The following is a 24,540-nucleotide window of genomic DNA, read 5'->3' as shown; positions in this document are numbered from 1 at the left end:
TATTGCACTCAATATATACGGTTGTTATGTTTAGTCTCCGATGTTTATAATTTCTATTTCTTAAATCAAGATTTTAAATTTAAGAAATAAAACTTGTAAAACAGATGCTTTCTTTTGCTGAAGAAATATCAGAGAGTATTTGATTAAAATAATGTGTTGTAAGGGAAGTTTTTATTAATTTCGATAATTGTATCTTAAAAAAGATCCATTCATGTAAACCGAAATAAATTCATTCTCTTTGAATTTATTATTGCAAAAACTTTTATTTGCTAAAAAACCTTTATACGTTATGTTCGACAAATCTGAAAGTGTATAAAAAAGATTATTATTAACCGTTCTTTTAGTTTGATTAGCTTTTAATTGTTCTATTTTATCCTTGTATATGTTGTAATAATTTGTTGAACCCCAAAAAAACATTGGAATATTTAATTCATATTTTGTAGGATTAGAGGAGCCGTAGCCAAACAAAGCTTCATTTTTAGTATCATATAAATTAACGCCGTGATCTGCTGTAAACATAAGAAAAGCTTTTTGATCCTTTAAATCAATACATTTTATTATTTGTGACAACACGTAGTCTTGTAGTAAAATTTTGTTGTCATACTGATTAATTAGTGCGTTTTTACTTTTAATTCCTTCTATAGCATTAGCTTCATTTGGCTTAAATAATTTAAACGATTTAGGAACCGTTCCATGGTTTCCAATTAAGTTAATGAGGATAAACTTCTTTTTCTTTGACTTTTGTGCCACTACACTATTTAGTACAGGCAAAACATCTAAATCAGTATGTGATTTTTTTTCAAATATTTTAAAAATATGATCAGGTTCATTCTCATTTTCTAAATAGAAGATATTTTGACTTGAAATCCAATTCGTCTCATATCCTGCTTCTTTATAAAGGGATATGATTGATTTTTCTGAAAAAGATAAATTAGGGTTTTCAGGAGTTGCTTCTGTGATGATTAAAGGAATGGAAGCTGAAGTAGAATTGCCATTCGAAAAATGATTTTTATATGATATTAAATTCTTAATTTTATTTAATTCCGGACTCGTCATTCTGTAATATCCATTTAAATTCCATTGAACGCTTCTCATTCCTTCACTAATAACAAAGACAACAATGTCAGGGCTTTCTGTTTTTGAATTAGATTTTGTTACTTGGAAGCTAAATTTATGGCGTTTTTCCTTTAAGCTATCTGTTTTTCTCTTATAATAGATAACCTCATAGGTTCTATAATATAGGTTGAATGGATGTTCTTTAAGAATGTATTGTTTAAAAGAATATTTTAACAGATTTTTTCCGGAATCAAATTGTTCAGAGTTTTTTAATCTAATAAAAACACATATCAGTAAAACAAAGAAGCATATTCCTAAAATTTTAAAGTTTTTCGAAATTTCAAATTTCAAATTTAGTCGCTTACTTTCTTTGATGAGATAGATCATAAAACATAAAAAAAGCAATAAGCTAAAAAATATCAATTTAAAATTACTTACAAATTCGAGAGATTCATTTGCGTTTGTGTAAACTAAAGCCTTCAAATTGTCCATCGTCAAATAATGTTTTAGCACAACAATATTTGTTATTTCTCCAAGCATTGAAAGCAGATACAAAGAACCGACTATTATAGATGCACGATAATAAGATTTTGTTAAAAATGAGATAAGCGCTAGTAGTATTAAGAATATTGTGATTTTTGACAATATGATAACGAGTGCGTTAAAAAAACTATCATTTATGTAGTTATATAATAAATCAGGAATTAAAAATAAGAAGATAGCTAATACTAAAAAGGCCTTTTTTTTCATTTCGATCTTAATTTTTCTGTTTTGTTCAAAAGTAGGAAACAAAGAATGTAAAATTATTAGTTTGTGTAAAAGATGTTTTTTTTACTCTCTTTTTATTCATAAAGCCTTCAATATATTTTGCAATTTTACTCAGTCTAAATATTAAATTTCAATTATAATCTACTCAAATTAACTAAATATTTGAAATGCTTTTTTTCTAAAAAGCCGCCAACTTTGTTTATACTATTTAGGCCTTTTTTTGAGATGTTTTTTATGAGAATTACTATCAAATGAAAGTGTAAAAAAGACACTAAAAGCGGCATCAAATAAAATATTCAATAAATACTTTATTTATAAAGGATTTGTTATTTATAATAATTGCGAAACCAAACCTTCTGCCATTCTCTTTTTAAAATCAAGAAAGCAACTTGTTCAGCCAAAATAACCAAATCTGAACCATCCAATTGTTTGATTTCGTTTTCGGGAACATCAATGATGTATAACAAATTTAAATATTCAGCAAATTTGTACTGAATCATTCTGTAGACTTTTTCGTGAAGCTGAATCTTTAATTCATTTGGCAAAATGCTCAACGGAAAATCGATTCCTTCATTGGCCAGATTAAAATCTTTATTAATCTGTTCGATAAGATTCAGATATAAGGTCTCTGCTTGCGCTTGCGCTAATAATGATTCGGTATTTATTGGTGCTACAAACATGTGATTTTTAGATTTTAGATTGCTGATTTATGATTGTAGATTTTTTCCTGAATACTAAACTTTACGTCCCATTAAATTCTCGCCAAATGTTCTTAGAATATCCTTTTTTTCAGAATTAATATCCAATTTTTCTAAGGTTTCAAAGGCTTTTAAAGTATACATTTCAATAGCTTCTTGTGTAGCTTTTGAAGCTCCTGATTCGTTAAAAATCGTTTTGACTGTTTCTATTTTTTCTGAATTATCATCTAATTGCAAGGTGAATAATTTTTCTAATTCTGAGGCTTTTTCATCAGAAGAAAACTCTAAGGCTTTTAGATATAAATAGGTTTTTTTGTTTTCTATAATATCGCCGCCAACTTGTTTTCCAAAAGTTTCAGGATCTCCAAAGGCATCTAAATAATCATCTTGAAGCTGGAAAGCCAATCCTAAATTTAGTCCGAAATCATAAATTAAATCGGCTTCTTTTTCAGAAGTTTTAGCTACAATTGCACCCATTTTCATGGCAGCGGCAACCAAAACAGCTGTTTTATATTCAATCATTTTAAGATATTGCGGAATCGTAACATCTTTACGGACTTCAAAATCTACATCCCATTGCTGTCCTTCACAAACTTCAAGTGCAGTTTTGCTGAATAATTTGGCAAGGTTTCTAAAAACAATCGGCTCGTATTGTTCAAAATATTGATACGCCAAAATAAGCATGGCATCGCCAGAAAGAATCCCAGTGTTCAAATCCCATTTTTCATGTACCGTTACTTGTCCTCTTCTTAAAGGAGCATCGTCCATAATATCATCATGCACCAGCGAAAAGTTATGAAAAACTTCAACCGCCATCGCCGCTGGAAGTGCAATCGAATAATCAGTATCAAAAACTTCAGCCGCCATTAACGTTAAAACAGGACGAATGCGTTTTCCTCCAATTCCTAAAATATATTCAATAGGTTCGTAAAGATTTGTTGGTTCTTTATGTATGTTTTGACTCTCTAGATAATTGATAAAAAAATCTTGGTACTGACTTATATCGTGCATAATGAATTCTGATTTCGAGGCTCAAAGATACAATTCAAATATGAATTTTTAGGGATGAAATGTTAAAAGCGTATCAATCATTTAAAATGCACTTTTAATGCATCTCATTTTTAATGTGTTAAAATTTTTTCCAAAAAACTTGGAAACTTTTTTGGTATTCAGAGTTTCCTGTCTATATTTGCAGCGTTAATATGGAAACTAAGAACACTGTAAAAGTTTCCATGAAGAGTTTTAATGATTTGTAAAATCAATTAAATCAGTTATTTATGAAGACAAAATGGACTTTAGATTCAAGCCAATCAGATGTTTTATTAGAAATGAGAAGATCTAGAACTTCTTATTTGGGAGGTGATACAAACAAATTTGGGGGTTATGTAAATATTGAAGACAATGAGATTGAAGATGCTTCTGTCGAATTTTCTTTGGATATCAATAACAAAAAAGAGAGTTTTCAATCTATAGACGCTTATTTACAGCTTCAAGATTTTTTTGAAGAAGATGAGCATCCGATTATCAGTTTCAAATCGACTTCATTTCAAAAAGTAAATCAGAATATCAATTTTTTCAAAGGAGATCTAACGATAAAAGATATCACAAGAGTAGTTGAATTGGATGCTGAATTTCTTGGAGAGAATATTTATAACGGAGAGAAGAAAGTCGCTTTTGAAATTAAAGGAAATATCAAACGCGAGGACTTTGGTTTGGATTACAATTCTTTCAATCATACTTCAGGTGCTGCCTTAGGGAAAGACATAAAACTTATAGCAAATTTAGAATTTAGCATATAAATCTTACTAAATCAATAAATTGATGTAAAATTATTACAAATAAATAGGAAACTATTTTTTTAATTTTAGTTTCCAAAGTATATTTGTGATGCAATCGAGAATTTAAAATGAAAGAGAAGATTATAGCAAAAGCAAGCGAGTTATTTTTAAAGCTTGGTTTTAAGAGTGTTACAATGGACGATATTGCGGGCGAAATGTGTATTTCTAAAAAAACGATTTACAAGTATTTCTGTAATAAAGAAGTTTTAATTGAAGAGAGCACTTCGCTGGTTCATGGCCAGGTACATGAAATCATGGATACTATTATAGCAAAGAATTTTAATGCTATTCATGAAAATTTTGAAATCAGAGAAATGTTCCGTGACATGTTTAAAAACAACATTGACACGTCTCCAATTTATCAGTTAAAGAAACATTACCCTGAAATCTATCAAAACATTCTTTCATTCGAAATTGATCAATGCACTCAGCTTTTTAGAGAAAACATTGAAAAGGGAATTCGTGAAGGTCTTTACAGAAGTGATTTAAATGTAGAAGTGTATGTGAAGTTTTATTACACACTGGTTTTTCATATAAATGAAAATACTGTTTCTGAAAGCGAAGCACAAAGAATTGAGCTGGAAGCATTAGAATATCATACTCGCGCAATGGCTACTCAAAAAGGAGTTGAAGAATTAGAGAAGCAGCTAAAGAGAATAAATAATTAATTCATCCAAATATATTCAGTCGTCATTATTCTGAGAGAGGATGGAAGATGACGATACTATCTCAAAATTTAAAAAATAAATATTTAACTACTTATGAAAAGAATCCTTCTTATATTTTTGTGCACCATTGGCTTGTCTGCCAACGCACAAACCACTTTAACCCTGAAAGATGCTGTCAATTATGCGCTTCAAAATAAAGCCGATGCGAAAAAAGCAAAACTACAGGTAGAAAATAGTGAGTATCAGATTCAGGAAATACGTTCGAGAGCTTTACCGCAAATTAGTGCAAACGGAAGTTTAACGTATAATCCGGTAATTCAGACTACAGTTATCGATGGTGCAGGTTTTGGGCAGCCAGGAACTACAATTCAGGCAGCATTTGGACAGAAATGGACTTCAACTGCAGGGCTTTCTTTAACTCAGGCATTATTTGATCAATCTGTTTTTACAGGTTTAAGAGCTGCAAAAACGACTCGTGAGTTTTATCAAATAAATGATCAATTAACAGAAGAACAAGTTATTGAAAGAGTTGCAAATAACTATTATTCAGTTTATGTACAAAAAGAAAGGCTTATTTTATTAGACAGTAACTACGTAAATACGCAAAAGGTTCGTGATATTGTTCAAGGACAGTTTAATAACGGTTTGGCTAAAAAAATTGACTTAGATCGTATTATCGTAAAAATGTCTAACATCGATACAGATCGTCAGCAGGTTAAAAATCAGATTGAATTACAGGAAAATGCATTAAAGTTTTACATGGGTATGCCTATCGAAACTCAAATCGTTATGCCTAAAGAAGAATTTCAAGTTGTGCCAGCTGCTTTAACACAAGAGCCAAATATTGAAAACAGAACAGAATATTTGCTTTTGAAAAAACAAGAAGAACTTTTAGTATTTAATAAAAAGGCAGTTGAAGCAGGTTATTATCCTACGCTTTCATTATCTGCAGGATATAATTATATCGGACAAGGACCTGAAATGCCTTGGTTTGCAAAACCAGAAAAAGGAGTGTATTGGTCAGATTTCTCAGCAGTTGCATTAAACTTACACGTACCAATCTTTACAGGTTTCGGAACTCGTGCAAAAGTTAGACAGGCAGATGTTCAAATCAGAGAACTTCAAGAAGACATCAAAGACACTAAATTATCTCTTGATTTAGATTATAAAAATGCAATGGCACAGATTAATAATAACCTTGTGACTATTGAGAATCAGAGAGAAAATATGCGTTTAGCGCTAGATATTTTAAGCAATACTAAAAACAATTATCTTCAAGGATTAGCATCTTTAACCGATTTGCTAGATGCAGAAAATGCATCGCTTGAAGCTCAAAATAACTTTACAAGAGCAGTTTTAAATTATAAAATTGCCGAAATATCTCTAATCAAATCGAAAGGCGAACTTAAATCTCTTACTAAATAACAAATTATTACAATGAAGAAAATAATTATAACAGTCGTAATCATAGTCGTGGCTTTTGTCGGGATTAACTACATTCTAAATAAGAACAAGGCAGAAAATGAAGCGAAAACTGCAATTGTAGCAGAAAAAAACGCAGCAGTTTCTGTAAAAGTGGCTACAGTAAAAACAGAAGATGTTAACTTAGGTTTTACCGCTAATGGAAACTTCGCACCAATTCAGGAATTGACTTTCTCTGCCGAAAAATCTGGAAAAGTAATTAGTGTTTTAGTAAAAGAAGGTGACTATGTAAGAGTAGGCCAAACTCTTTTAACAGTAAGAGGTGACGTTATAAATGTAAACGCTCAAGCAGCTGAAGCAGCATATCAAAACGCAAAATCTGATTATGCTAGATATGAAAATGCTTTCAAAACAGGTGGTGTTACAAAACAGCAATTAGATCAAGCAAAATTAGCTTTAACTAATGCTCAATCTAACTATACTCAAGCTAAAATTAATGTTGGAGATACAAGAGTAAAAGCTCCAATTAACGGATACATCAATAAAAAATATATCGAGCCAGGTTCTATTTTAGCAGGAATGCCTGCAACTGCTTTATTTGATATTGTAAATGTTTCTAAATTAAAATTGACTGTTACAGTAAACGAAACTCAAGTTGCTAGTTTAAAATTAGGACAAACTGTAGACATTACAGCAAGTGTTTATCCTGATAAATCATTTAGCGGAAAAATTACTTTCATTGCTGCAAAAGCAGATGCTTCTTTAAATTTCCCTGTAGAAATTGAAATTACAAACAATGCTAATAATGACTTAAAAGCAGGTATGTACGGAACGGCAAACTTTGGTGCGAAGAGTCAAAAACAAAACTTGAAAGTGGTTCCTAGAAATGCTTTTGTTGGAAGTGTGAGCAGTAACGAAATTTTTGTTGTAGAAAACGGTGTTGCTAAATTAAGAAAAGTAGTAGCAGGAAGAATTTTAGGAGATAAAGTTGAAATCATTAATGGTTTAAATGACGGAGAAACTGTAATTGTTACTGGTCAAATCAACCTACAAGACGGAAATACAGTAGAAATTATTAAATAATTGTACCGCTTTAAGCCGTAAGCCATAAGCTTTAAGCCTTTCAAAAAAGCCTAAAGCCTACAGCGTATAGCCTACAGCCTAAAACAAAATATATGAAATTAGCCGAAATATCCATAAAACGTCCGTCGTTGGTAATTGTATTGTTTACAATTCTGACACTAGGTGGATTGTTCAGTTACAGCCAATTAGGCTACGAGCTGATCCCAAAATTCGAAACCAACGTTATTACGGTTTCAACTGTATATCCTGGAGCTTCTCCGAGTGAGGTTGAAAATACAGTAACAAAGAAAATCGAGGATGCGATTGCATCTCTGGAAAATATCAAGAAAATCGATTCGAAATCTTATGAGAGTCTTTCGATTGTGTCAATTACATTGACTTCAAATGCGAATGTTGATATTTCGATGAATGATGCACAGCGTAAAATTAATGCGATTTTGAGTGATCTTCCAGATGATGCAGATCCTCCGTCATTGACTAAATTCTCTTTGAGTGATTTACCAATTATGACGCTTGGTGCGAATGGTAAAATGGACGAAGCAGCTTTCTACGATTTGATCGATAAAAAGATTGCGCCAGTTTTATCTCGTGTACAAGGGGTTGCTCAGGTAAACATTATTGGTGGTCAAGAGCGTGAGATTCAGGTAAACCTTGATGCAGTAAAAATGCAGGGTTACGGACTTTCAGTTCCGCAAGTACAGCAGACTATCTTGAGTTCAAACTTGGATTTCCCTACAGGTAACATCCAGACTCGTAACCAAAAAATCTTAATCCGTTTAGCGGGTAAATATAAAAATGTTGACGAATTAAGAAACTTAGTAGTTTCTTCTCAAAACGGAATTCAAATTCGTTTAGGAGATATCGCCGACGTTCAGGATACACAAAAAATTGCAGAGAAAATTGCACGTGTAGATCAAAAAAGTGCAATTGTACTTCAAATTGTAAAACAATCAGATGCCAATGCCGTTGCGGTAAGTGAGCAATTGATTAAGACAATTAAAACTTTAGAGAGCGATTACAAATCGGCTCAATTGAAATTAGAGGTTGCAAAAGACAGTACAGTCTTTACTCTTGAAGCAGCAGATTCTGTTGTACATGACTTGTTAATTGCGGTTATTCTGGTAGCATTTGTAATGTTGTTCTTCTTGCACAGTATTAGAAACTCGTTGATCGTAATGGTCTCTATTCCTGCATCTTTGATTGCAACGTTTATCGGAATTTATTTATTAGGTTATACACTTAACTTAATGTCTTTACTTGGTTTATCTCTTGTTGTAGGTATTCTTGTGGATGACGCGATTGTGGTACTGGAGAATATTTACCGACATATGGAGATGGGTAAAAGCCGAATTCGTGCGGCTTATGACGGAACTGCCGAAATTGGCGCAACCGTAACTTCGATTACATTAGTAATTGTGGTGGTGTTCTTGCCAATTGCAATGAGTACGGGATTAGTATCAAACATTATTACACAGTTCTGTGTTACGGTAATTATCTCTACAATGTTCTCGTTATTGGCTTCGTTTACAATTATTCCATGGTTATCTTCTCGTTTTGGAAAACTAGAGCATATTGAAGGTAAAAACCTTTTCGGAAAAATTATCCTTGGTTTCGAAAGCTATTTGACTCGTTTTACAAACTGGGTATCAAACTTGCTTAACTGGTGTTTAGATCACTATATCAAAACAATAGTTGCAGTTGTAGTAATGTTTTTTGGAACGATCTTCTGGTTAATGGGAGGTGGATATATTGGAGGAGAGTTCTTCGCATCATCTGATAGTGGTGAGTTCTTAGTACAGATTGAGATGCCAAAAGATGCTTCGTTAGAGCAAACTAACTTTATGACGCAAAAAGCAGAAGCTTTCTTAAAAGGAGAGAAATATGTTTTCAGCCAGATTACAACAGTTGGTCAAACCAGTGAAGGTTTAGGAGCTGCTCAGGCAACTGCATACAAAGCAGAGATTGACGTTAAAATGATTGATCAAAAAGATCGTACAGATGACGCCAACGTATACGCTGCAAAAGTAAAACGTAAACTAGAAAAAGTTTTAGTTGGAGCAAAAGTAAAAACAGTTCCAGTAGGTATTTTAGGTACTGCTGAGGATGCAACTTTAGGTTTGATCGTAACAGGTCCGAACGTAGAAAGTGCAATGAAATTTGCTAAAATGGCTGAAGCTGAATTACGTACAATTCCTGGAACAACTGAGATTAAATTAACAGTTGAAGACGGAAACCCTGAGATCAACGTTCAGGTTGATAGAGATAAAATGGCCGCCTTAGGATTAACACTTCAAACAGTCGGTTTAACTATGCAAACTGCTTATAGTGGTAATACAGATGGTAAATTTAGAGCTGGTGAATACGAATATGACATCAACATTAAATACAACGAATTTGATAGAAAAAATATCACAGACGTTAGTAACTTAATTTTCATCAACAATGCAGGTCAGCAAATTAAATTAAACCAATTTGCTACAATTACTGAAGGTTCTGGACCAAGTAAATTAGAACGTAGAGATAAAACAGCTTCTGTAACCGTACAAGGTCAGAACGTTGGGGTGCCAGCAGGAACAATTGTTCAGCAATGGCAGGCGAAATTAGATAAATTGCAAAAACCTACAGGAGTTAATTACATCTGGGGTGGTGACCAAGAGAATCAGTCAGAAGGATTTGGTACTTTAGGAATCGCATTATTGGCCGCTATTATTTTGGTTTATCTTGTAATGGTTGGGTTATATGACAGTTTCGTTCACCCGTTTGTCGTATTGTTTGCAATTCCACTTTCGTTTATTGGAGTTTTATTTGCATTGGCATTAACAAACAATACCTTAAATATCTTTACGATCTTAGGGGTAATCATGTTGATTGGTCTGGTGTGTAAAAATGCGATCATGCTTGTCGATTATACGAATCAGCGAAGAGCAGCCGGAGAATCAATTAGAAATGCTCTAATCCAAGCAAACCACGCTCGTTTACGTCCGATCTTGATGACGACAATTGCGATGGTGTTTGGTATGTTCCCAATTGCATTAGCATCTGGAGCAGGAGCAGAGTGGAAAAACGGATTGGCATGGGTAATTATTGGAGGTTTGATTTCTTCATTATTCCTTACGCTGATTGTGGTTCCTGTAATCTATGATATTATGGAGAAAATTATCCGTAAGTTCTCTAAAGGAGAAAAAATCGACTACGAAGCTGAAATGCATGCCGATTATGTGCATACTGAATTAAGCGAAGACGGTTTTAATCCGAAACATACCCATTAATAGTTTTAATTTTTGATAGTGAAATTCCGAGCCCGAATTCGGAATTTCACAATGAAAAATCCCAAGTTCCTTTAAATTGGAATTTGGGATTTTTTTATTGATTCTTTAAAATTATTTCACGCAGATTTTAGCAGATCAGATTAAAAATCTGCATTTATCTGCTTAAATCCTTTTTGAATCTGCGGGAAAAAAAATATAAGTTTTATAATTCAATGCTAAGTTTTCCAAATTGGGATTTAGGATTTTTTTATTGTTAATCGAAAAATCTGTTTATTTGCATCACCTTACAAAAACAACTATGCTACAAAAAGACAAGTCAGCAGCTATTGGTTTTATTTTTATAACCATGTTAATAGATATTACAGGATGGGGAATTATTATTCCTGTAATACCAAAATTAATCGAAGAATTGATTCACGGAGACATTAGTGAAGCCGCAAAAATTGGCGGCTGGTTAACTTTCGCGTATGCGATAACTCAGTTTGTATTTGCTCCCGTTATTGGAAATTTAAGTGATAAATTCGGAAGAAGACCAATTATCTTGATTTCCCTTTTCGGATTTTCTTTAGATTACCTTTTATTAGCATTTTCGCCAACAATTATCTGGCTTTTCATCGGAAGAATTATCGCTGGAGTTACCGGTGCCAGTATTACAACCGCTTCCGCTTATATTGCCGATGTTAGTACGCCTGAAAACAGAGCTAAAAACTTTGGGTTAGTAGGTGCAGCTTTCGGATTAGGTTTTATCATCGGACCAGTTATTGGTGGACTTTTGGGACAATATGGATCTCGAGTGCCTTTTTATGCAGCAGCAGTTTTATGTATGCTGAATTTCCTTTACGGATTTTTCATTCTGCCAGAATCGCTTAAAAAAGAAAACCGCAGACCTTTTGATTGGAAACGTGCCAACCCAATTGGAGCTATTTTAGGATTAAGAAAACACCCAACTTTAATTGGTTTAATTGTCGCAATATTTCTTCTGTATGTTGGCTCGCATGCTGTGCAAAGCAACTGGAGTTTCTTCACCATTTATCAATTCAATTGGGACGAAAGAATGATCGGAATTTCATTAGGGATAATTGGTTTATTGGTCGGAGTGGTACAAGGAGGATTAGTTCGATACATCAATCCGAAAATAGGAAATGAGAAAAGCATTTACATTGGTTTAGCTTTATATACCATCGGAATGCTATTGTTTGCTTTTGCAACAGAAAGCTGGATGATGTTTGTCTTTCTAATTCCGTATTGCCTTGGCGGAATCGCAGGACCAGCATTGCAATCTGTTGTAGCCAGTAAAGTTGAACCAAGCGAGCAAGGAGAAATTCAAGGAACTTTGACCAGTTTAATGAGTGCTTCTTCGATTATTGGCCCACCAATGATGGCCAATACATTTTATTTCTTCACACATGATGATGCGCCGTTTAAATTTGCAGGAGCACCTTTTATTTTAGGAGGAGTTTTAATGTTATTGAGTACAGTTGTTGCTTATTTTTCATTGAAAAAACATGCAGTTCCGAAAACAGAAATGGAATAATAAACAGAAATGTTTTAAAATAAAAAAAGCCTTCATATTTAAATTATGAAGGCTTTTTTGTAGAGAAGTTTTATTCTTTAATAAATTTCAAAGCTTTTTCTTTTCCGTCAGATTTTATATTTAAAATATACAACCCTTTAACAAGATTTGACAAATCGATTTCAGAATTTGTTTTATTTATTTTTTTTGATAAAACAGATTGTCCTGAAACAGAGAAAATCTGAATGTCTTCAATTATTGATTTGTTTTTAATCGTTAAAATATGTTTCACAGGATTAGGGTAAAACTGAAAGTCAGTCAAATCAAAATCTGGAGTAGAAAGCGAGCCATTTAGTTTGGCTGTTACAGCAAGACGTTCTTTACTCTCGATTCCGTTTATTGTTTGCGAGGCATAATACGTTACACCATCAACCAAAACTGTAGACAATGGTAAAGAGGGTTCTATAGCAACTTTACTTGTTTTTCCGGTTGGAGAAGTTCCTGGTCTACTGTACCATTTAATGTTTTGACCTTCAATAATAAGATCACCCAAAGTTTGTCCAGATTTGAATTCTAAGACCATTTCTTTTTTGCCATCTATTAAAGGTGCTGGCGGATTAACCGTTATATAAAGCGATGTGGTACATCCTTTTTCATCAATGACCATGACTTCATGATTTCCATAGCTTACGTTTGTAAACACATTATTAGATTTTCGATCAAAAAAATCCATCTGATATAAATAATTACCATTTCCTCCAGTAGCATTTACCGTTACAGTTTGATTTTCAACACTTACTGTTACATCTAATGAAGAAGGCTGACTAATATGAATCATCGACGCTTTTATACTGCAATTAGCACCATCGGTAACATCAACAGTATAATCGCCGGCACGTAAATATTCAAAAATATTAGACGATTGTTGGTTTGTTAGTGCAGTGCCAGCAGCATTTCTAAGTAAATATTTGTACGGTAAAATACCGCCTGTTACATTTACTTGAATTGATCCTTCAGGTGAGTAAGGACAAATTGCATCTTTTGTGATGACATCTAGCGCTAATGGCTGATATTCGTTAACGATACAAATTAAATTACTAGTGCAGTTTGCATCATCTCTTGTTGTTATAGAATAAGAGCCTGGTTCTATGTTGGCTAAAGTATAGCTAGATGCTTGACTAGCTATATAAGGAGCACCGTTTATAGAATACTGATATGGCGGTTTTCCGCCTTCGGTAACAATTTTAATTGAACCTTTGTTATTACAAGTAGGATTGGTTATAATATAAACCGAAGATAAAGTAGATTTATACTGATTGACTGTAGCTTTTGTTGAGGCAATACAGCCATTTTGATCTTTTACATATACAGTATACTCACCCGCTTTTAATTCGCTTGAAGTATTTGAATTGGAATAATTAATGCCGTCAAAAGAGTAAGTATAAACAGATGTTCCTCCAGTTCCTGTAATTGTAACAATATCTTTATCACCACATTTAACGCCTTCTGTAACCGTTGCGGTAGCAGTTAAATTGAAATTTTCTACTTCAATATGTAAAGGATAATTGGTAGGCTGGCAATTTTGGCTGTCTCTAATCAAAACAGTGTAGTTTCCGGGATCTAAATAGAAATAATTCGTAGAGACATAATTCATACCATAATCTATAGAATAATAGTAAGGAGCTTTGCCTCCAGTTGCTACTATCGTAATTTGTGATTTTGGCTGAAAACAAGTGACACTAGTTTTAGCATAATGAATCTCATAAGGTGCAAAGAAACTTAGCTCAAAAAAGTTAGTGCTAATTGTACCATTATTATTTATTCTGGCATATATAGTTCGTGGACCAGAACTATATCTTACGGGATTTGATATTGCATTTACATTATTGTTAGCATCTTCGAGACTTAAATGGTAGGTTACAATAGTTTGTAAAGGATTTAAATTTCCAATTAACTCTGCATTTTTAGTTGTCAGATCAAATTCGGGATAATTTTGACAGGCTTCAAGCTTGCTAATCTGTGCAAAAAATAAAGTAGGCAGTAAAAAAAGAAAACAAAGTAGAGTTTTTTTCATAAGGATAGATTTGTTAAAATGGCGAAACAAATATATCAAAAAAACAAATTATACTACTTTAAATATAAATAATGGTTAAAATAATCAATAATCGCTTTTCCCTCCAATAAAACATCAGCGCCAATAATGCCATGAACAGCTTTGGCCTTAAAAGATTCTAAAGCTTCATTAACATGCGAAAGATCAAAAATCACGATACTAAAATTTTTGCTTTTCCAGCTTCCTAACTGCAATTTATTTTGAGACGAAATCTGCGTTGTCATTCCGGTTCCTCCCGCTCCAGAAGCTTTTGTTTTAGAGTTTTTTGCAGAGAGTTCAAAACGCTCAATAGATTCAAAACCCACGCAAGTGTTGGATGCGCCTGTATCTAAAATGAAATTGCCAGAAATGCCATTAATTTTGGCTTTTATCTGCAAATGCTGTGTTTTAGTGATTTTGAATTTTATTTTTTTATAATTCGCTTTTTTGAGAATTTCGTGAAGATTTTCCATTCCTGTAATGATTGAAACCCAAAAATAAGCCAATTAGAGCCAAAAAACTAATGATATAGAAGATATAATTGGTTTGCGTTTCAGGTTTTTCAAGAGTGCCGTAATAGACAAAAGCACTCCAGTAATAAGGAGACTTTTTTGCATTGGGAATATTTTCATCTTTTAAAAACTTCCTTTTTGCATTTGCAGCTGCATGTGCAAAAGAAGAATTATGTTTAAGATCTTTATAAAAATAATCCATGAAAACAGAAGTAGTATAATCGTTTACGTTCCAAAGAGAAAATAATAGATTTTGTGCTCCTGCAAACTGAAAACCTCTTGCAATGCTCATGGCTCCTTCGCCTTTATAGAGTTTTCCAATTCCTGTTTCGCAGGCGCTCAGAACTACCAAATCTGGACTGAGCTGTAAATTGTATAATTCAGAAAACAGGATTTCTTGATCGTAAAATTTAATGCTTGCCGGAATTTCAAAATCGCCCGAAGAGGCGTGTGTGCTGAGATGAATAATTGATTTTCCCGTAACATTATTTTTAAAGTTTGAAAAAGTGGCATTTTCATTTTCAAAAAACTGTCCGTCAAAATTGTGTTTTATAGATTGCAATTCATTTTTTGAAAAAGGAAGTTCATAATTGGTTTTTCCGAAAACAGGAAAAAGACCTAGAATATTTCTTTTGCCACTTGAAAGCGTATTCGAATTCAAATACAATTCTGCAGAATTATTATACGAAATATCAAAATCATTCAGTAAATAATGCATTTTGGCAAAATTTGTCGTTTTAGATTCCTTTGTTATTAAAGCTTCAAAAGGTAAGAAGTTTAACAGCCCATCAGGAATAATAATGAGATTTTTAGAATCCGATTTTAGAGGTAAAAGAAGTTTTTTATGAGTAAAAAATGCTGTTTTTTGGTAGTTTCCAACATTGCTGACAATATTCTCAGGATTATCAAAAAAACTTATAAATCTTATTATCGGTTCACTGCATATATGGCCAATACAAATTGATTTTAATTGGATTTTGTTGTTTTGAACGACAAATAGATGAATTGCTTTATAACCCATAAAATATTCGTACAGTACAGCATCATCTTTATCAAGTTTGGCGTAAAGCTTTTGCAAGTCGAACGAAGTTTGATTTTTTTTGTTATTTTTTTCTTCATTTGATTTTAGCAGTAACATTAATTTATTCTGTTTCTGGATGGCTTCATTTATTTTTGAAATATCTGCAAGATCTTGTTTTTGCTGTTCTTTCAAAATAATGGTGTTCCAGTTTTGCATCTGCTGCAAAATCAATTTTTCTTCTCTAGAAATTAATTCAACGTTTTTCAAATGATCTTTTAAAACTACAGATTTTGTCTTTTCTGCAAGTTTAAAAGCATCTTCAATATAACTTTGTTTTTTTTCGCTGTCAAAAAGAGATTTATAAATATCAAGACACTTTTCTGTTCGGTTTCGATTTCTAATTTGAGTTATAATTTTAGAGTCTTCGTAGATTAGAAGTGACTGAAATAATTCTTCAATATAGAAAGAAAGAGCATAGCTTTTTAATGCATTTTTGGGTTCATTTTGAGATAGATAAAGTTCTGCCTGCAAATCTAAAGCATCGAGTAAAACAGTTTCGGCATAAAGAGAACTTTCATTAGGAAGGATATTTTTCTGGCTTTGATAATTTGGCAATAATGTTTTATAAACAGTCGTAAGTTCATTTTGTGCCTCTTCCAAACTATTTTGTTTCAATAATAGAAAGGCTTTTTCTAGATAAAATTGTGCTTTTTTTCTAGGTTCCTGTTGAGGTAATTTTTCAAAAATGGCTTGTGCTTTTACAAAATATAAAGTAGCATCTTTTAAATTAAAGTCGAGTTTTATTTTATAAAGATTAATGTAAGTATTATATAAATTTTCTGAAAGTGCCTTATCTTTTTTTAATAATGGAATCGCTCTCAAAAAAGCATTTTCAGCCTCAATAAAATCTTCATTAATATTTCTTAAAAGATAATTTGCGCCTAGATTGTTTAATAAAAGCCCTTTTTGAGAAGAGGTTATTTTTTCTGAACGAAGCGTTTTTTCAATTATTTTAATAGCCTCATGGCCTTTTCCTGAATTTTGATAAACGTTTGATAAATTAAGGATGGCCGCAATTTTCTGCTTTTCATTCTTTTCTTCGTTGGCAATAAAATAATATTGTTTAATAGTATTTTCGGCATTTTTATAATCGCCTAAAATCGTGTACAAATTACCTAGAGGCTTCAGGCAGAATTCGGTAATATCGTAGTTTTTTAATTTGTTTTTCTGGTAAATCATCCATGCTTTTTCATAGCTTTTTATAGCATCTAAAGTCTGCCCAAACTGATTTTCATAATACGCTTTGTTGCAATTTAAAATTACAATTGCCAGTAATTCTTCTTTGGTTTTAGGTTTGGCACTTTTCCAAAAATCAGTTTCAATACTTCTTAAATTTTGTAACGCTTCCGCGGAAGGATTTGCGGTAAAACGATCCACAGCATTATATATTTGATCTTCCTGACTTTGTCCTAAAATATTTAGACTCAGGAAAAAGAAAATAAAACCATATAAGTGATGTAAGTTCATATTAAGCTTTTTTTATTTCGCAGAGATGCACGAAGATTTTTTCGCAGAGATTCGCAAAATAAAAAGACTTTGTGTCTCTCTGTGGTATAATCTTTAAAACTTCCAAATTCCATAAACCTGAAAATAATTAAAATTCTGTTCAAAATTAATCACATAACGCGCACCTAAACTTGGTCCGATTCTAGCAAAACCAGCTGTTAGATCAAATAAAAGTCCTGCTTTAACATCTGTAAAATTATTTTTTATGGTATTTGAATTTGTTGTCGAACTGGTTAAAGAATTTCCCTTATCGCCTTCGTAAGTATCGACTGTGATCGTTTGATTTTGTTCTGAATATACGTTGACATTTGCCTGAATTCCTGCTCCAACTCCGATATAATTATTGATGTTGTAGCGAATTAAAACTGGAATTTCCCAATTAATATTTTTATTTTCGGTTGCAGTTGTGGTGCGTACCAATTGCCTTGTTCCGTTGGCATTTGTAGTAAACTCTTCGGAGACATTTACAGCACTATTGTATTTGTTTAAAGCATTTTCCCATTCTACCTGCCAATAAAAGCGATACGATTTAAAAGGCGAAAGTGTCGCGCCCACAAAATAACTGGTCGATTTATCTAAATCGGGATAAAAATTATAACCCGCTTTTGCGCCAATCGAAATTCCGGGCAAGAATCGGGTAGTAGCGTAATTGGTGATTATAGGTTCGTTTTTATCAAATATAATCGCAGTTCGGCTCTTGGTTTTTACTTTATGAAAATCTTCGCCAAACTTCATAGAGTATTTCACAAAACCTTTTGTCGAATCTTTTTCCTGTACATTTTTCTGTTCGCTTCCAGGCAGATAAATATTTTTGAAGGTAAAAATAATTTGTTTTTGTTTGATGATCGTATCGAGACAGCTAACAGTTGGTTCTTCACCTTTTGGGCAAATTGGACATTCTGGATACATGCTTTCAATCTGAAAAGTTTTTTTGTCGAACATCTCCGGAACATCGGTTTCCAAATGAATTTTCCTTGCAGGACCTTCACCATTATTCTGAAAACGCGTTTTAAAATTTACTCTTTTAAAACGCACTAATCTGTAATTCATAAAACTTCCGTTAGAACCCATTTTATTAGGATCGTGAGAAGTCACAATTTCCATTTCCAGATTTTTTACTTTGTGGTTTTTATAACTTCTATTCGGCACAAAAATACCTCGCATCGTAACTGTTGCACTGGTATCCTTTATCATTTCGGGAGTAGTTTTGAAAGTATAAAAAACATTTCGGGTTTCTCCAGGATTCGCATCATCAAATTCTAAAATCGAAACATTATGATACGTTTTATTGGCGTCTAAAAGAGAAGCGTCTAAATCTTCTTCGGTTGTGGTATTTCGGTATTTTTTGGTTTTAGAATTCCCTTCGGCGGAAGCCAGAAAATTATTCGAATCATTTAAATCATCAACCGCAGCGACCAAGTTTTCTTTTACTTCACGTTCGCCCGCATAAGTTCTGAAATCGCTTAATTCGAAATTATTGTGTTTAAATTGCTTTTCATTATAAAACAAATAAAGCTTTCCGCTAGAAACATAATTCTCCAGATTTTGATAACTCACAACGACTACCATTTCCTGTTCTGGAATAGGATCACAGTTTTTAATAATCGCAAAACCATTCTGATCGGCAATAGAAGCAATGTCTTTATAATTCGTATCTGTAATGTCGTTTACGGCCACTTTTTTAGGGCGAGTTGCTGGAGGTTTTCCGTTATCGTAATTATTGGTTACAGCAAGTCTTGTGGTGTAAGTGCCCTTGTTTTTATAAACATGTTTAGGTTCGGCTTCTTTACTGTAATGCCCGTCTCCCAATTCCCATAAATAAGAATAACTTGGTTTTGGCGCACCTGCAATTGGAATCAAAGGCGGTGTTTCGGGTTTAAAAGAAACCTGATTTCCGTTTTGTATAAAACCTATATTGGCTCTTCGGGTTATGGTGTCTTTCACTTTGGTTTGTCCTATTGAGAGAATAGAAAATAAAATAAAGAAAATAGACAGTTGTGGTTTCATAACTAGATAGTTTTGAGGTTTAAAAATTTCTGAATGAAATCTCAAACAAGATTAAATGTAAAAAAAAGTGATGAGCAAATCATCACTTTTTCTCAAAAAAAGCATTTGTAAGCTACTGTATGGCATTAATTGCTGCAATAAGTTGAGCTTCGGTACCGACTGTTGTTTCGGATAAATTAAATTCGTAAACCGCATTAGCAGAAATTGTCACTCCTTTTATCGCATAACGCCAGTTACCATTATCTTCAGTAGCAAAAATGATGTGGCATGCTAATCCGATCGGAATTTGTCCATAATGTTCGCTAAACAAACCTTCAGCAGTAAAAGTATCCAGTTTGGCTAGAGCGTTTGTGCCTTCTCCATCATAAGAAAGATAAACAGCACTGTTTGTATTATTGTATCCATCTGGTACATCTACCAAAAGAGTTGTTTTTGGTCTTGGATCACTGTAAAAACGGTCTACGTTTGTCCATCCAAAGTTTCCAAAAGTTACATAATAATTGTTTCCTTCGCCTTGTACGCCACCTTTTCCGCCGGTTCCGTCAGCATTTGCTTTTGCTTCTCTCCAGGCCAATTCGCCATCTTCATCAATAACTCCAGTCCATAAAGTCATTAAATTATCAAAACCATTTGTTAATGCAGTAGGAACAATCATGTTCATGCTGCATGAGGTTTGTAATTCGACTCCCCCCTGAGTTGCTTTGATGAAGAATTCTCCTCCAGAAATCAAAAGATTTTTCTTTCCGTCTGCCGTAAGTCCCATAGTTGGTTTGTTGGTTACCAGCATATTTCCTTTGTCAAAAAGTTCAATGTATTCTATATCGACTTGTCCCGTTACCGGATTTCCATTTTTGGTTAAACAGTCTCCATTAATGTTAAGTTTTACACCTTTAGCCGAAGTTAAAGTGACAACACCATTTCCTGCGGTCATAGTAAAATTTTGCGTGTTTCTTTTTACTCCTTTTTCGCTAATGCTTTTAAATGCTGCCGAAGTTGGTGGAGAAAGTTTAATATCGTCTCCGTCAGTATTGTCGCAGCTTGTAAAAGCTGTCATAGCTAGTATTAAAAGTCCGATTTTTTTTAAATTTGTTTTCATAATTTCTAGTTTTTTATAAATCTGTTCTGAATCTTTTCAGAGGATTTTCAGATTTGGTTAATTAATTTTTAGTTAAATCAATTCGGGTTTGATTTTGTTACCCTTCTTTTCTAAAAATATTTTTAAGAGGCTTGTATATCGCTATATCAAGGGAGTATAAAATTTGTTACCCCTGATTTTTTGTTTTAAGCAGAAATGCATTTGTCTTCAAATAGATTTCCGTCTTCGTCTATGGCAACCAAAATGTTTTTTTTGCGAGAGAATTTCAGAATAAGATAAATCCAGACAATGGCCCAAAAACCGAAAGTGATGATGCTAAGAAATAAATGAAAAGCATGATTTATGGTTTTCTTTTCTTTAGACAAAACCACATAAGGCAGTTTCTCATTTTGTTCTGTAATTACAAAACCATTGCGTGTTTTGGCGGCGATTATTTCGTAAAACCGATCTAGATTTTTTTCGTCTATAAACTGATAACTTTCCATTTCTTTTAATTTTTTAAAGGTTTTTAAAAGACTTTTGTTTCGTTATATACAATTGATTGTATTATTGTTACCTCTTATTTTAAAAGTTTTTAGGATTCTTTTTTTTAAATTAGCTGTAAAATGTCTTTTTATGGATCAAAATAAAATTCATCCTGATCAAAAATATATCGACGGACTTGCTGCAAACGATTCAGTGATTATCGAGATGATATATAAAAAATTTGCGCCCAAAGTCGTGCAGTTTATCACCAATAACTCTGGAGATAAAGATCAGGCGCAGGACGTAGTTCAGGAAATCATGATTCTGCTTTTTAATCAGGCGAAAGCCGGTAAACTTTTTTTAACCTGTCCTTTTGATGCTTATTTTTTCTTATTGTGTAAAAGGCGATGGCTGAACGAATTGAAAAATTCTGCTAATAAAGGGGTAACAATTTATGAGAATGTAGTATCTATCAATGAATCTGCTCACGAATTGGTTGCACAAGCCGAAGAATTTGATGAAAAACAGAAACTTTTCGAAACTATGTTTCAGAAACTAGGAGAGAAATGCCAAGAAGTTTTGAAACTTAGTTTTTCTTTAAAATCAATGGAAGAAGTGGCCGAGAAACTCAATGTGACTTATGGTTATGTGCGTAAAAAGAAATCTTTATGCGTGGGCCAGCTGACGCAGTGGATTCAAGAAGCGAAAAATTTTAACTCTTTAAAAAACAATTAATCATGAACGAAGAACGCTATATATTATTTGATCAATATCTTCAAGGCGAACTGACCGTTGATGAAAAACACAATTTGGAGAAACAACTATCTGAAGATCCAGAATTGGCTTCAGAATTTGAAAGTTTCAAAGAAATGCATTTTCAATTGGAAAATAAATTTGGACAAGAAGAAGAGAGAGAAGTCTTTAAAGAAAACCTCACTAAAATTTCGGATAAATATTTCCATAAGAAACAAAACAAAGTGGTTTCGCTTAAACCGTGGTATTTTGCGGCGGCAGCATCTGTGATTATTATGTTCGGATTGTTTTTCTTTGATTATAAACATTATCCTAATTTTGAAGATTACAATCATCCGGAAAGCGCTTATTTTACAGAAAGAGGTGTGTCTGAGGCTATTTTAAAACAAGCAGAGAATAATTTCAACGGAAAAAGATATGAAACCGCGATTCCGATTTTTGAAATGATTTTGAAAGAAAACAATTCAGACGAAATTAAATATTTCTATGCAGTATCCTTATTGCAGGTTGACAAATATGTAAAGGCAGAAACTATTTTTAAAGAATTGGAAGCAGGAAATTCTGTTTATAAAGAAAAAGCAAAATGGAATCTGGCTCTATCTAAGCTAAAACAAGGAAAATATAAAGAATGTAAAGACATTTTGCAGACAATTTCTCAGGATTATGAAGACTATGATCAAGTAGAACAGCTTTCGGAAGAATTGGACTAAAATACAATTATTAAGAAAAATTTTATCCGTTTACGGAAAACCTCAATCGAATTTGGAATTTTAGTTCTAAATTCGATTTTCTTTTTAAAGGAATTCGCCCAAAACATTTAACCTAAACCTACCCTTTTAATGAAGAAGTTTACATTGTTGCTTTTTATTGTTTTTTCTCATAGCATTTTTAGCGCTACTAAAATTACAGAGACCGAAAAGCTTTATGCAACCTGTAAAGTCTGGGGGTTTTTAAAATATTATCACCCCAAAGTTGCTGGTGGAGAATTGAATTGGGATAATGAGCTTTTGGAAAAATTGCCTAAAATAGAGAAAGCACAAACCAAAGAAGAGTTTTCATTAATTCTGGAAAATTGGATCGATGATTTGGGGCCTGTAAAAGAAATAGCGCCAATTGCAATACCAAAAGACGTAAAGTTCTTTGATAAAAATTTTGATTTAAGTTGGATTAACAGCGACAAACTGTTTTCAAAAAAGCTTTCAAAGAAATTAAAATTTATTGAAGAAAATAGATTTCAAAATAATGAAGAATTTGGGCCAAGTTTTGACGGTTTTAAAAATTTAAAAAACTATTTTAATCTTGATTACACTAATAAAAATTCAAAGCTTTTAATGTTTTATGCATATTGGAATGTGGTAGAATATTATTATCCGTACAAATACATAATGGATCAGAAATGGGATAAAACTTTAAATGAGTTATTGCCTTCTGTTGTTGAGTCCAAAACGCCAGAAGATTTTTATAAAGTATTGAGAAAAGCAGCAGCAAAACTCAATGATACTCATGTTGAGTTTCATATATATCCATCTTTAGAAACAGCAAAAAAGAGTTATTATTATTTTCCTGCAACAGGTAAAGTAATAGATGAAAAATTAGTAATTACCGAGATTTTAGGAGATAGTCTTGCAGAGGTCGACAATATTAAAATTGGGACTGTAATTACTAAAATAAATGATAAGAGCATTAAAGAAATTATTGAAGAGAAAAGAGATATTGTTTCTGCTTCAAACGACGTTGCTTTTCTGGATAAAGTTTTGCGCACAATTTTAATGAGCGAATCTGAAAAGGTAAACGTAGAATTCTTAAAAGATGGAAAATACGAAACAAAGTCAATGACTTGGTTTAACTATCACGATTCACATCGAAATGAGTTTAAAAAAGGAGCTCAAAAAAAGAAAGATAAATTTAAACTGCTCGACAATAATATTGGCTATGTTAATATGGGAGTGATAAAACCCAAAAACATTCCAGATATGGTTGAAGCTTTAAAAAATACAAAGGCAATTGTTTTTGATATAAGAAATTATCCGCAAGGTACTTATGCAGAAATTTCGAATTTTTTAAATGCTAAGGAAGAGAAATTTGTGATTTATACTTATCCCTATTTAAATTATCCAGGCAAGTACTATTGGACGGATGGAAGAAATGCAGGATTTGAAAACAAAGACCATTATAAAGGAAAAGTGATTGTATTGCTTAATGAAGATTCTATAAGCCAGTCAGAATGGACGGCGATGTGTTTTCAAACAGCAGGAAATACCACAATTATTGGCAGTCAGACCGCTGGAGCAGACGGAAATGTTTTTGAATTTGATTTTAGTGGTTATCACACTAATTTTTCTGGTATTGGCGTTTACTACCCAGACAGAAGAGAAACCCAACGTGTAGGAATTGTACCTGATATTGAAATAAAACCAACAATTTTAGGCATTCAACAAGGCAAAGATGAAGTTTTGGAACGGGCTTTGCTATATATAGAAACAGGAAAATAACTCCAATTATCGTTCTGAAGAACGAGGGATCGCACTAGCTGATCGAGAGAAAAAATGGGGGTTTTCTCCTCGAAGCTTCTTGTGAGATCCTTCGTTCCTCAGCATGATAAAAAATTGGTTATTATTATTCAGACCTTTGTCAAAGTTTAAACTTTGACAAAGGTTTTTCTTTTTAATCAAATACAGAAAATCCATTTTTATAAGTGTTTTCATGAAGTGAA

The 24,540-nt window shown here is 32.7% G+C and carries 18 protein-coding genes; 9 read left to right on the top strand and 9 right to left on the bottom strand.

Annotation, left to right across the window (positions count from 1 at the left end; translation table 11 throughout):
• Positions 1 to 174: 174 nt before the first annotated feature.
• From AAYQ05_RS00500 to AAYQ05_RS00490, 3 genes are all read right to left on the bottom strand, one after another.
• Positions 175 to 1,806: a phosphoethanolamine transferase gene (locus tag AAYQ05_RS00500; protein ID WP_343540487.1), complete on the bottom strand. Its 1,632-nt coding sequence runs from the start codon at positions 1,804 to 1,806 to the stop codon at positions 175 to 177.
• Between the two features lie 344 nt (positions 1,807 to 2,150).
• On the bottom strand, positions 2,151 to 2,504 hold the full coding sequence (locus AAYQ05_RS00495; protein WP_343540486.1) for a hypothetical protein: 354 nt from the start codon (positions 2,502 to 2,504) through the stop codon (positions 2,151 to 2,153).
• A gap of 54 nt (positions 2,505 to 2,558) precedes the next feature.
• A complete protein-coding gene (locus tag AAYQ05_RS00490; RefSeq protein ID WP_343540485.1) occupies positions 2,559 to 3,533 on the bottom strand; it encodes a polyprenyl synthetase family protein in 975 nt (324 codons plus the stop codon).
• A gap of 266 nt (positions 3,534 to 3,799) precedes the next feature.
• Here AAYQ05_RS00490 and AAYQ05_RS00485 point away from each other — a divergent pair, with 266 nt between their 5' ends.
• From AAYQ05_RS00485 to AAYQ05_RS00460, 6 genes are all read left to right on the top strand, one after another.
• Entirely contained in the window at positions 3,800 to 4,321 is a 522-nt protein-coding gene (locus AAYQ05_RS00485; RefSeq protein ID WP_281634525.1) for a YceI family protein, read from the top strand.
• Between the two features lie 107 nt (positions 4,322 to 4,428).
• Entirely contained in the window at positions 4,429 to 5,028 is a 600-nt protein-coding gene (locus AAYQ05_RS00480) for a TetR/AcrR family transcriptional regulator (RefSeq protein ID WP_281634526.1), read from the top strand.
• 93 nt (positions 5,029 to 5,121) lie between these two features.
• Positions 5,122 to 6,453 (top strand): TolC family protein, encoded by a 1,332-nt coding sequence (locus AAYQ05_RS00475; RefSeq protein WP_343540484.1) that lies wholly within the window; start codon positions 5,122 to 5,124, stop codon positions 6,451 to 6,453.
• 12 nt (positions 6,454 to 6,465) lie between these two features.
• Positions 6,466 to 7,533, top strand: coding sequence for an efflux RND transporter periplasmic adaptor subunit (locus tag AAYQ05_RS00470; RefSeq protein ID WP_281634528.1), 1,068 nt, complete (start codon positions 6,466 to 6,468; stop codon positions 7,531 to 7,533).
• Positions 7,534 to 7,625: 92 nt separating this feature from the next.
• Entirely contained in the window at positions 7,626 to 10,802 is a 3,177-nt protein-coding gene (locus tag AAYQ05_RS00465) for an efflux RND transporter permease subunit (RefSeq protein WP_343540482.1), read from the top strand.
• A gap of 274 nt (positions 10,803 to 11,076) precedes the next feature.
• On the top strand, positions 11,077 to 12,336 hold the full coding sequence (locus AAYQ05_RS00460; RefSeq protein ID WP_343540481.1) for a TCR/Tet family MFS transporter: 1,260 nt from the start codon (positions 11,077 to 11,079) through the stop codon (positions 12,334 to 12,336).
• Positions 12,337 to 12,406: 70 nt separating this feature from the next.
• Here the strand turns inward: AAYQ05_RS00460 and AAYQ05_RS00455 are convergent, their stop codons facing one another.
• From AAYQ05_RS00455 to AAYQ05_RS00430, 6 genes are all read right to left on the bottom strand, one after another.
• Positions 12,407 to 14,389, bottom strand: coding sequence for a T9SS type A sorting domain-containing protein (locus AAYQ05_RS00455; RefSeq protein WP_343540480.1), 1,983 nt, complete (start codon positions 14,387 to 14,389; stop codon positions 12,407 to 12,409).
• A gap of 53 nt (positions 14,390 to 14,442) precedes the next feature.
• The gene (locus tag AAYQ05_RS00450) at positions 14,443 to 14,880 is read right to left on the bottom strand and encodes a retropepsin-like aspartic protease (RefSeq protein ID WP_343540479.1); all 438 of its coding nucleotides are present in this window, start codon (positions 14,878 to 14,880) and stop codon (positions 14,443 to 14,445) included.
• Positions 14,840 to 17,467, bottom strand: a complete 2,628-nt coding sequence (locus AAYQ05_RS00445) for a CHAT domain-containing protein (protein WP_343540478.1) — start codon at positions 17,465 to 17,467, stop codon at positions 14,840 to 14,842. Before AAYQ05_RS00445 ends, AAYQ05_RS00450 begins: the two co-directional genes overlap by 41 nt.
• A gap of 93 nt (positions 17,468 to 17,560) precedes the next feature.
• A complete protein-coding gene (locus AAYQ05_RS00440) occupies positions 17,561 to 19,513 on the bottom strand; it encodes a PKD domain-containing protein (protein WP_343540477.1) in 1,953 nt (650 codons plus the stop codon).
• A 112-nt stretch (positions 19,514 to 19,625) separates the two neighbouring features.
• The gene (locus AAYQ05_RS00435; protein WP_343540476.1) at positions 19,626 to 20,609 is read right to left on the bottom strand and encodes a hypothetical protein; all 984 of its coding nucleotides are present in this window, start codon (positions 20,607 to 20,609) and stop codon (positions 19,626 to 19,628) included.
• Positions 20,610 to 20,794: 185 nt separating this feature from the next.
• A complete protein-coding gene (locus AAYQ05_RS00430) occupies positions 20,795 to 21,094 on the bottom strand; it encodes a hypothetical protein (protein ID WP_343540475.1) in 300 nt (99 codons plus the stop codon).
• A gap of 130 nt (positions 21,095 to 21,224) precedes the next feature.
• Here AAYQ05_RS00430 and AAYQ05_RS00425 point away from each other — a divergent pair, with 130 nt between their 5' ends.
• The 3 genes from AAYQ05_RS00425 to AAYQ05_RS00415 all read left to right on the top strand — a co-directional run bounded on the left by AAYQ05_RS00425 (position 21,225) and on the right by AAYQ05_RS00415 (position 24,319).
• Positions 21,225 to 21,809 carry an RNA polymerase sigma factor gene (locus tag AAYQ05_RS00425; RefSeq protein WP_177211300.1) on the top strand — a complete coding sequence of 195 codons (585 nt, stop codon included), beginning with the start codon at positions 21,225 to 21,227 and terminating at the stop codon, positions 21,807 to 21,809.
• Between the two features lie 2 nt (positions 21,810 to 21,811).
• A complete protein-coding gene (locus tag AAYQ05_RS00420; protein WP_343540473.1) occupies positions 21,812 to 22,537 on the top strand; it encodes a CDC27 family protein in 726 nt (241 codons plus the stop codon).
• A gap of 129 nt (positions 22,538 to 22,666) precedes the next feature.
• Positions 22,667 to 24,319: a S41 family peptidase gene (locus tag AAYQ05_RS00415; protein ID WP_343540471.1), complete on the top strand. Its 1,653-nt coding sequence runs from the start codon at positions 22,667 to 22,669 to the stop codon at positions 24,317 to 24,319.
• The last annotated feature ends 221 nt before the right edge of the window (positions 24,320 to 24,540 follow it).

It is taken from the genome of Flavobacterium movens (genome assembly GCF_039581425.1).
Taxonomy (GTDB): Bacteria; Bacteroidota; Bacteroidia; order Flavobacteriales; family Flavobacteriaceae; genus Flavobacterium; species Flavobacterium luteolum.
Note: the sequence above shows the minus strand (reverse complement) of the source record. Positions and strands in the feature narration are given on the sequence as shown.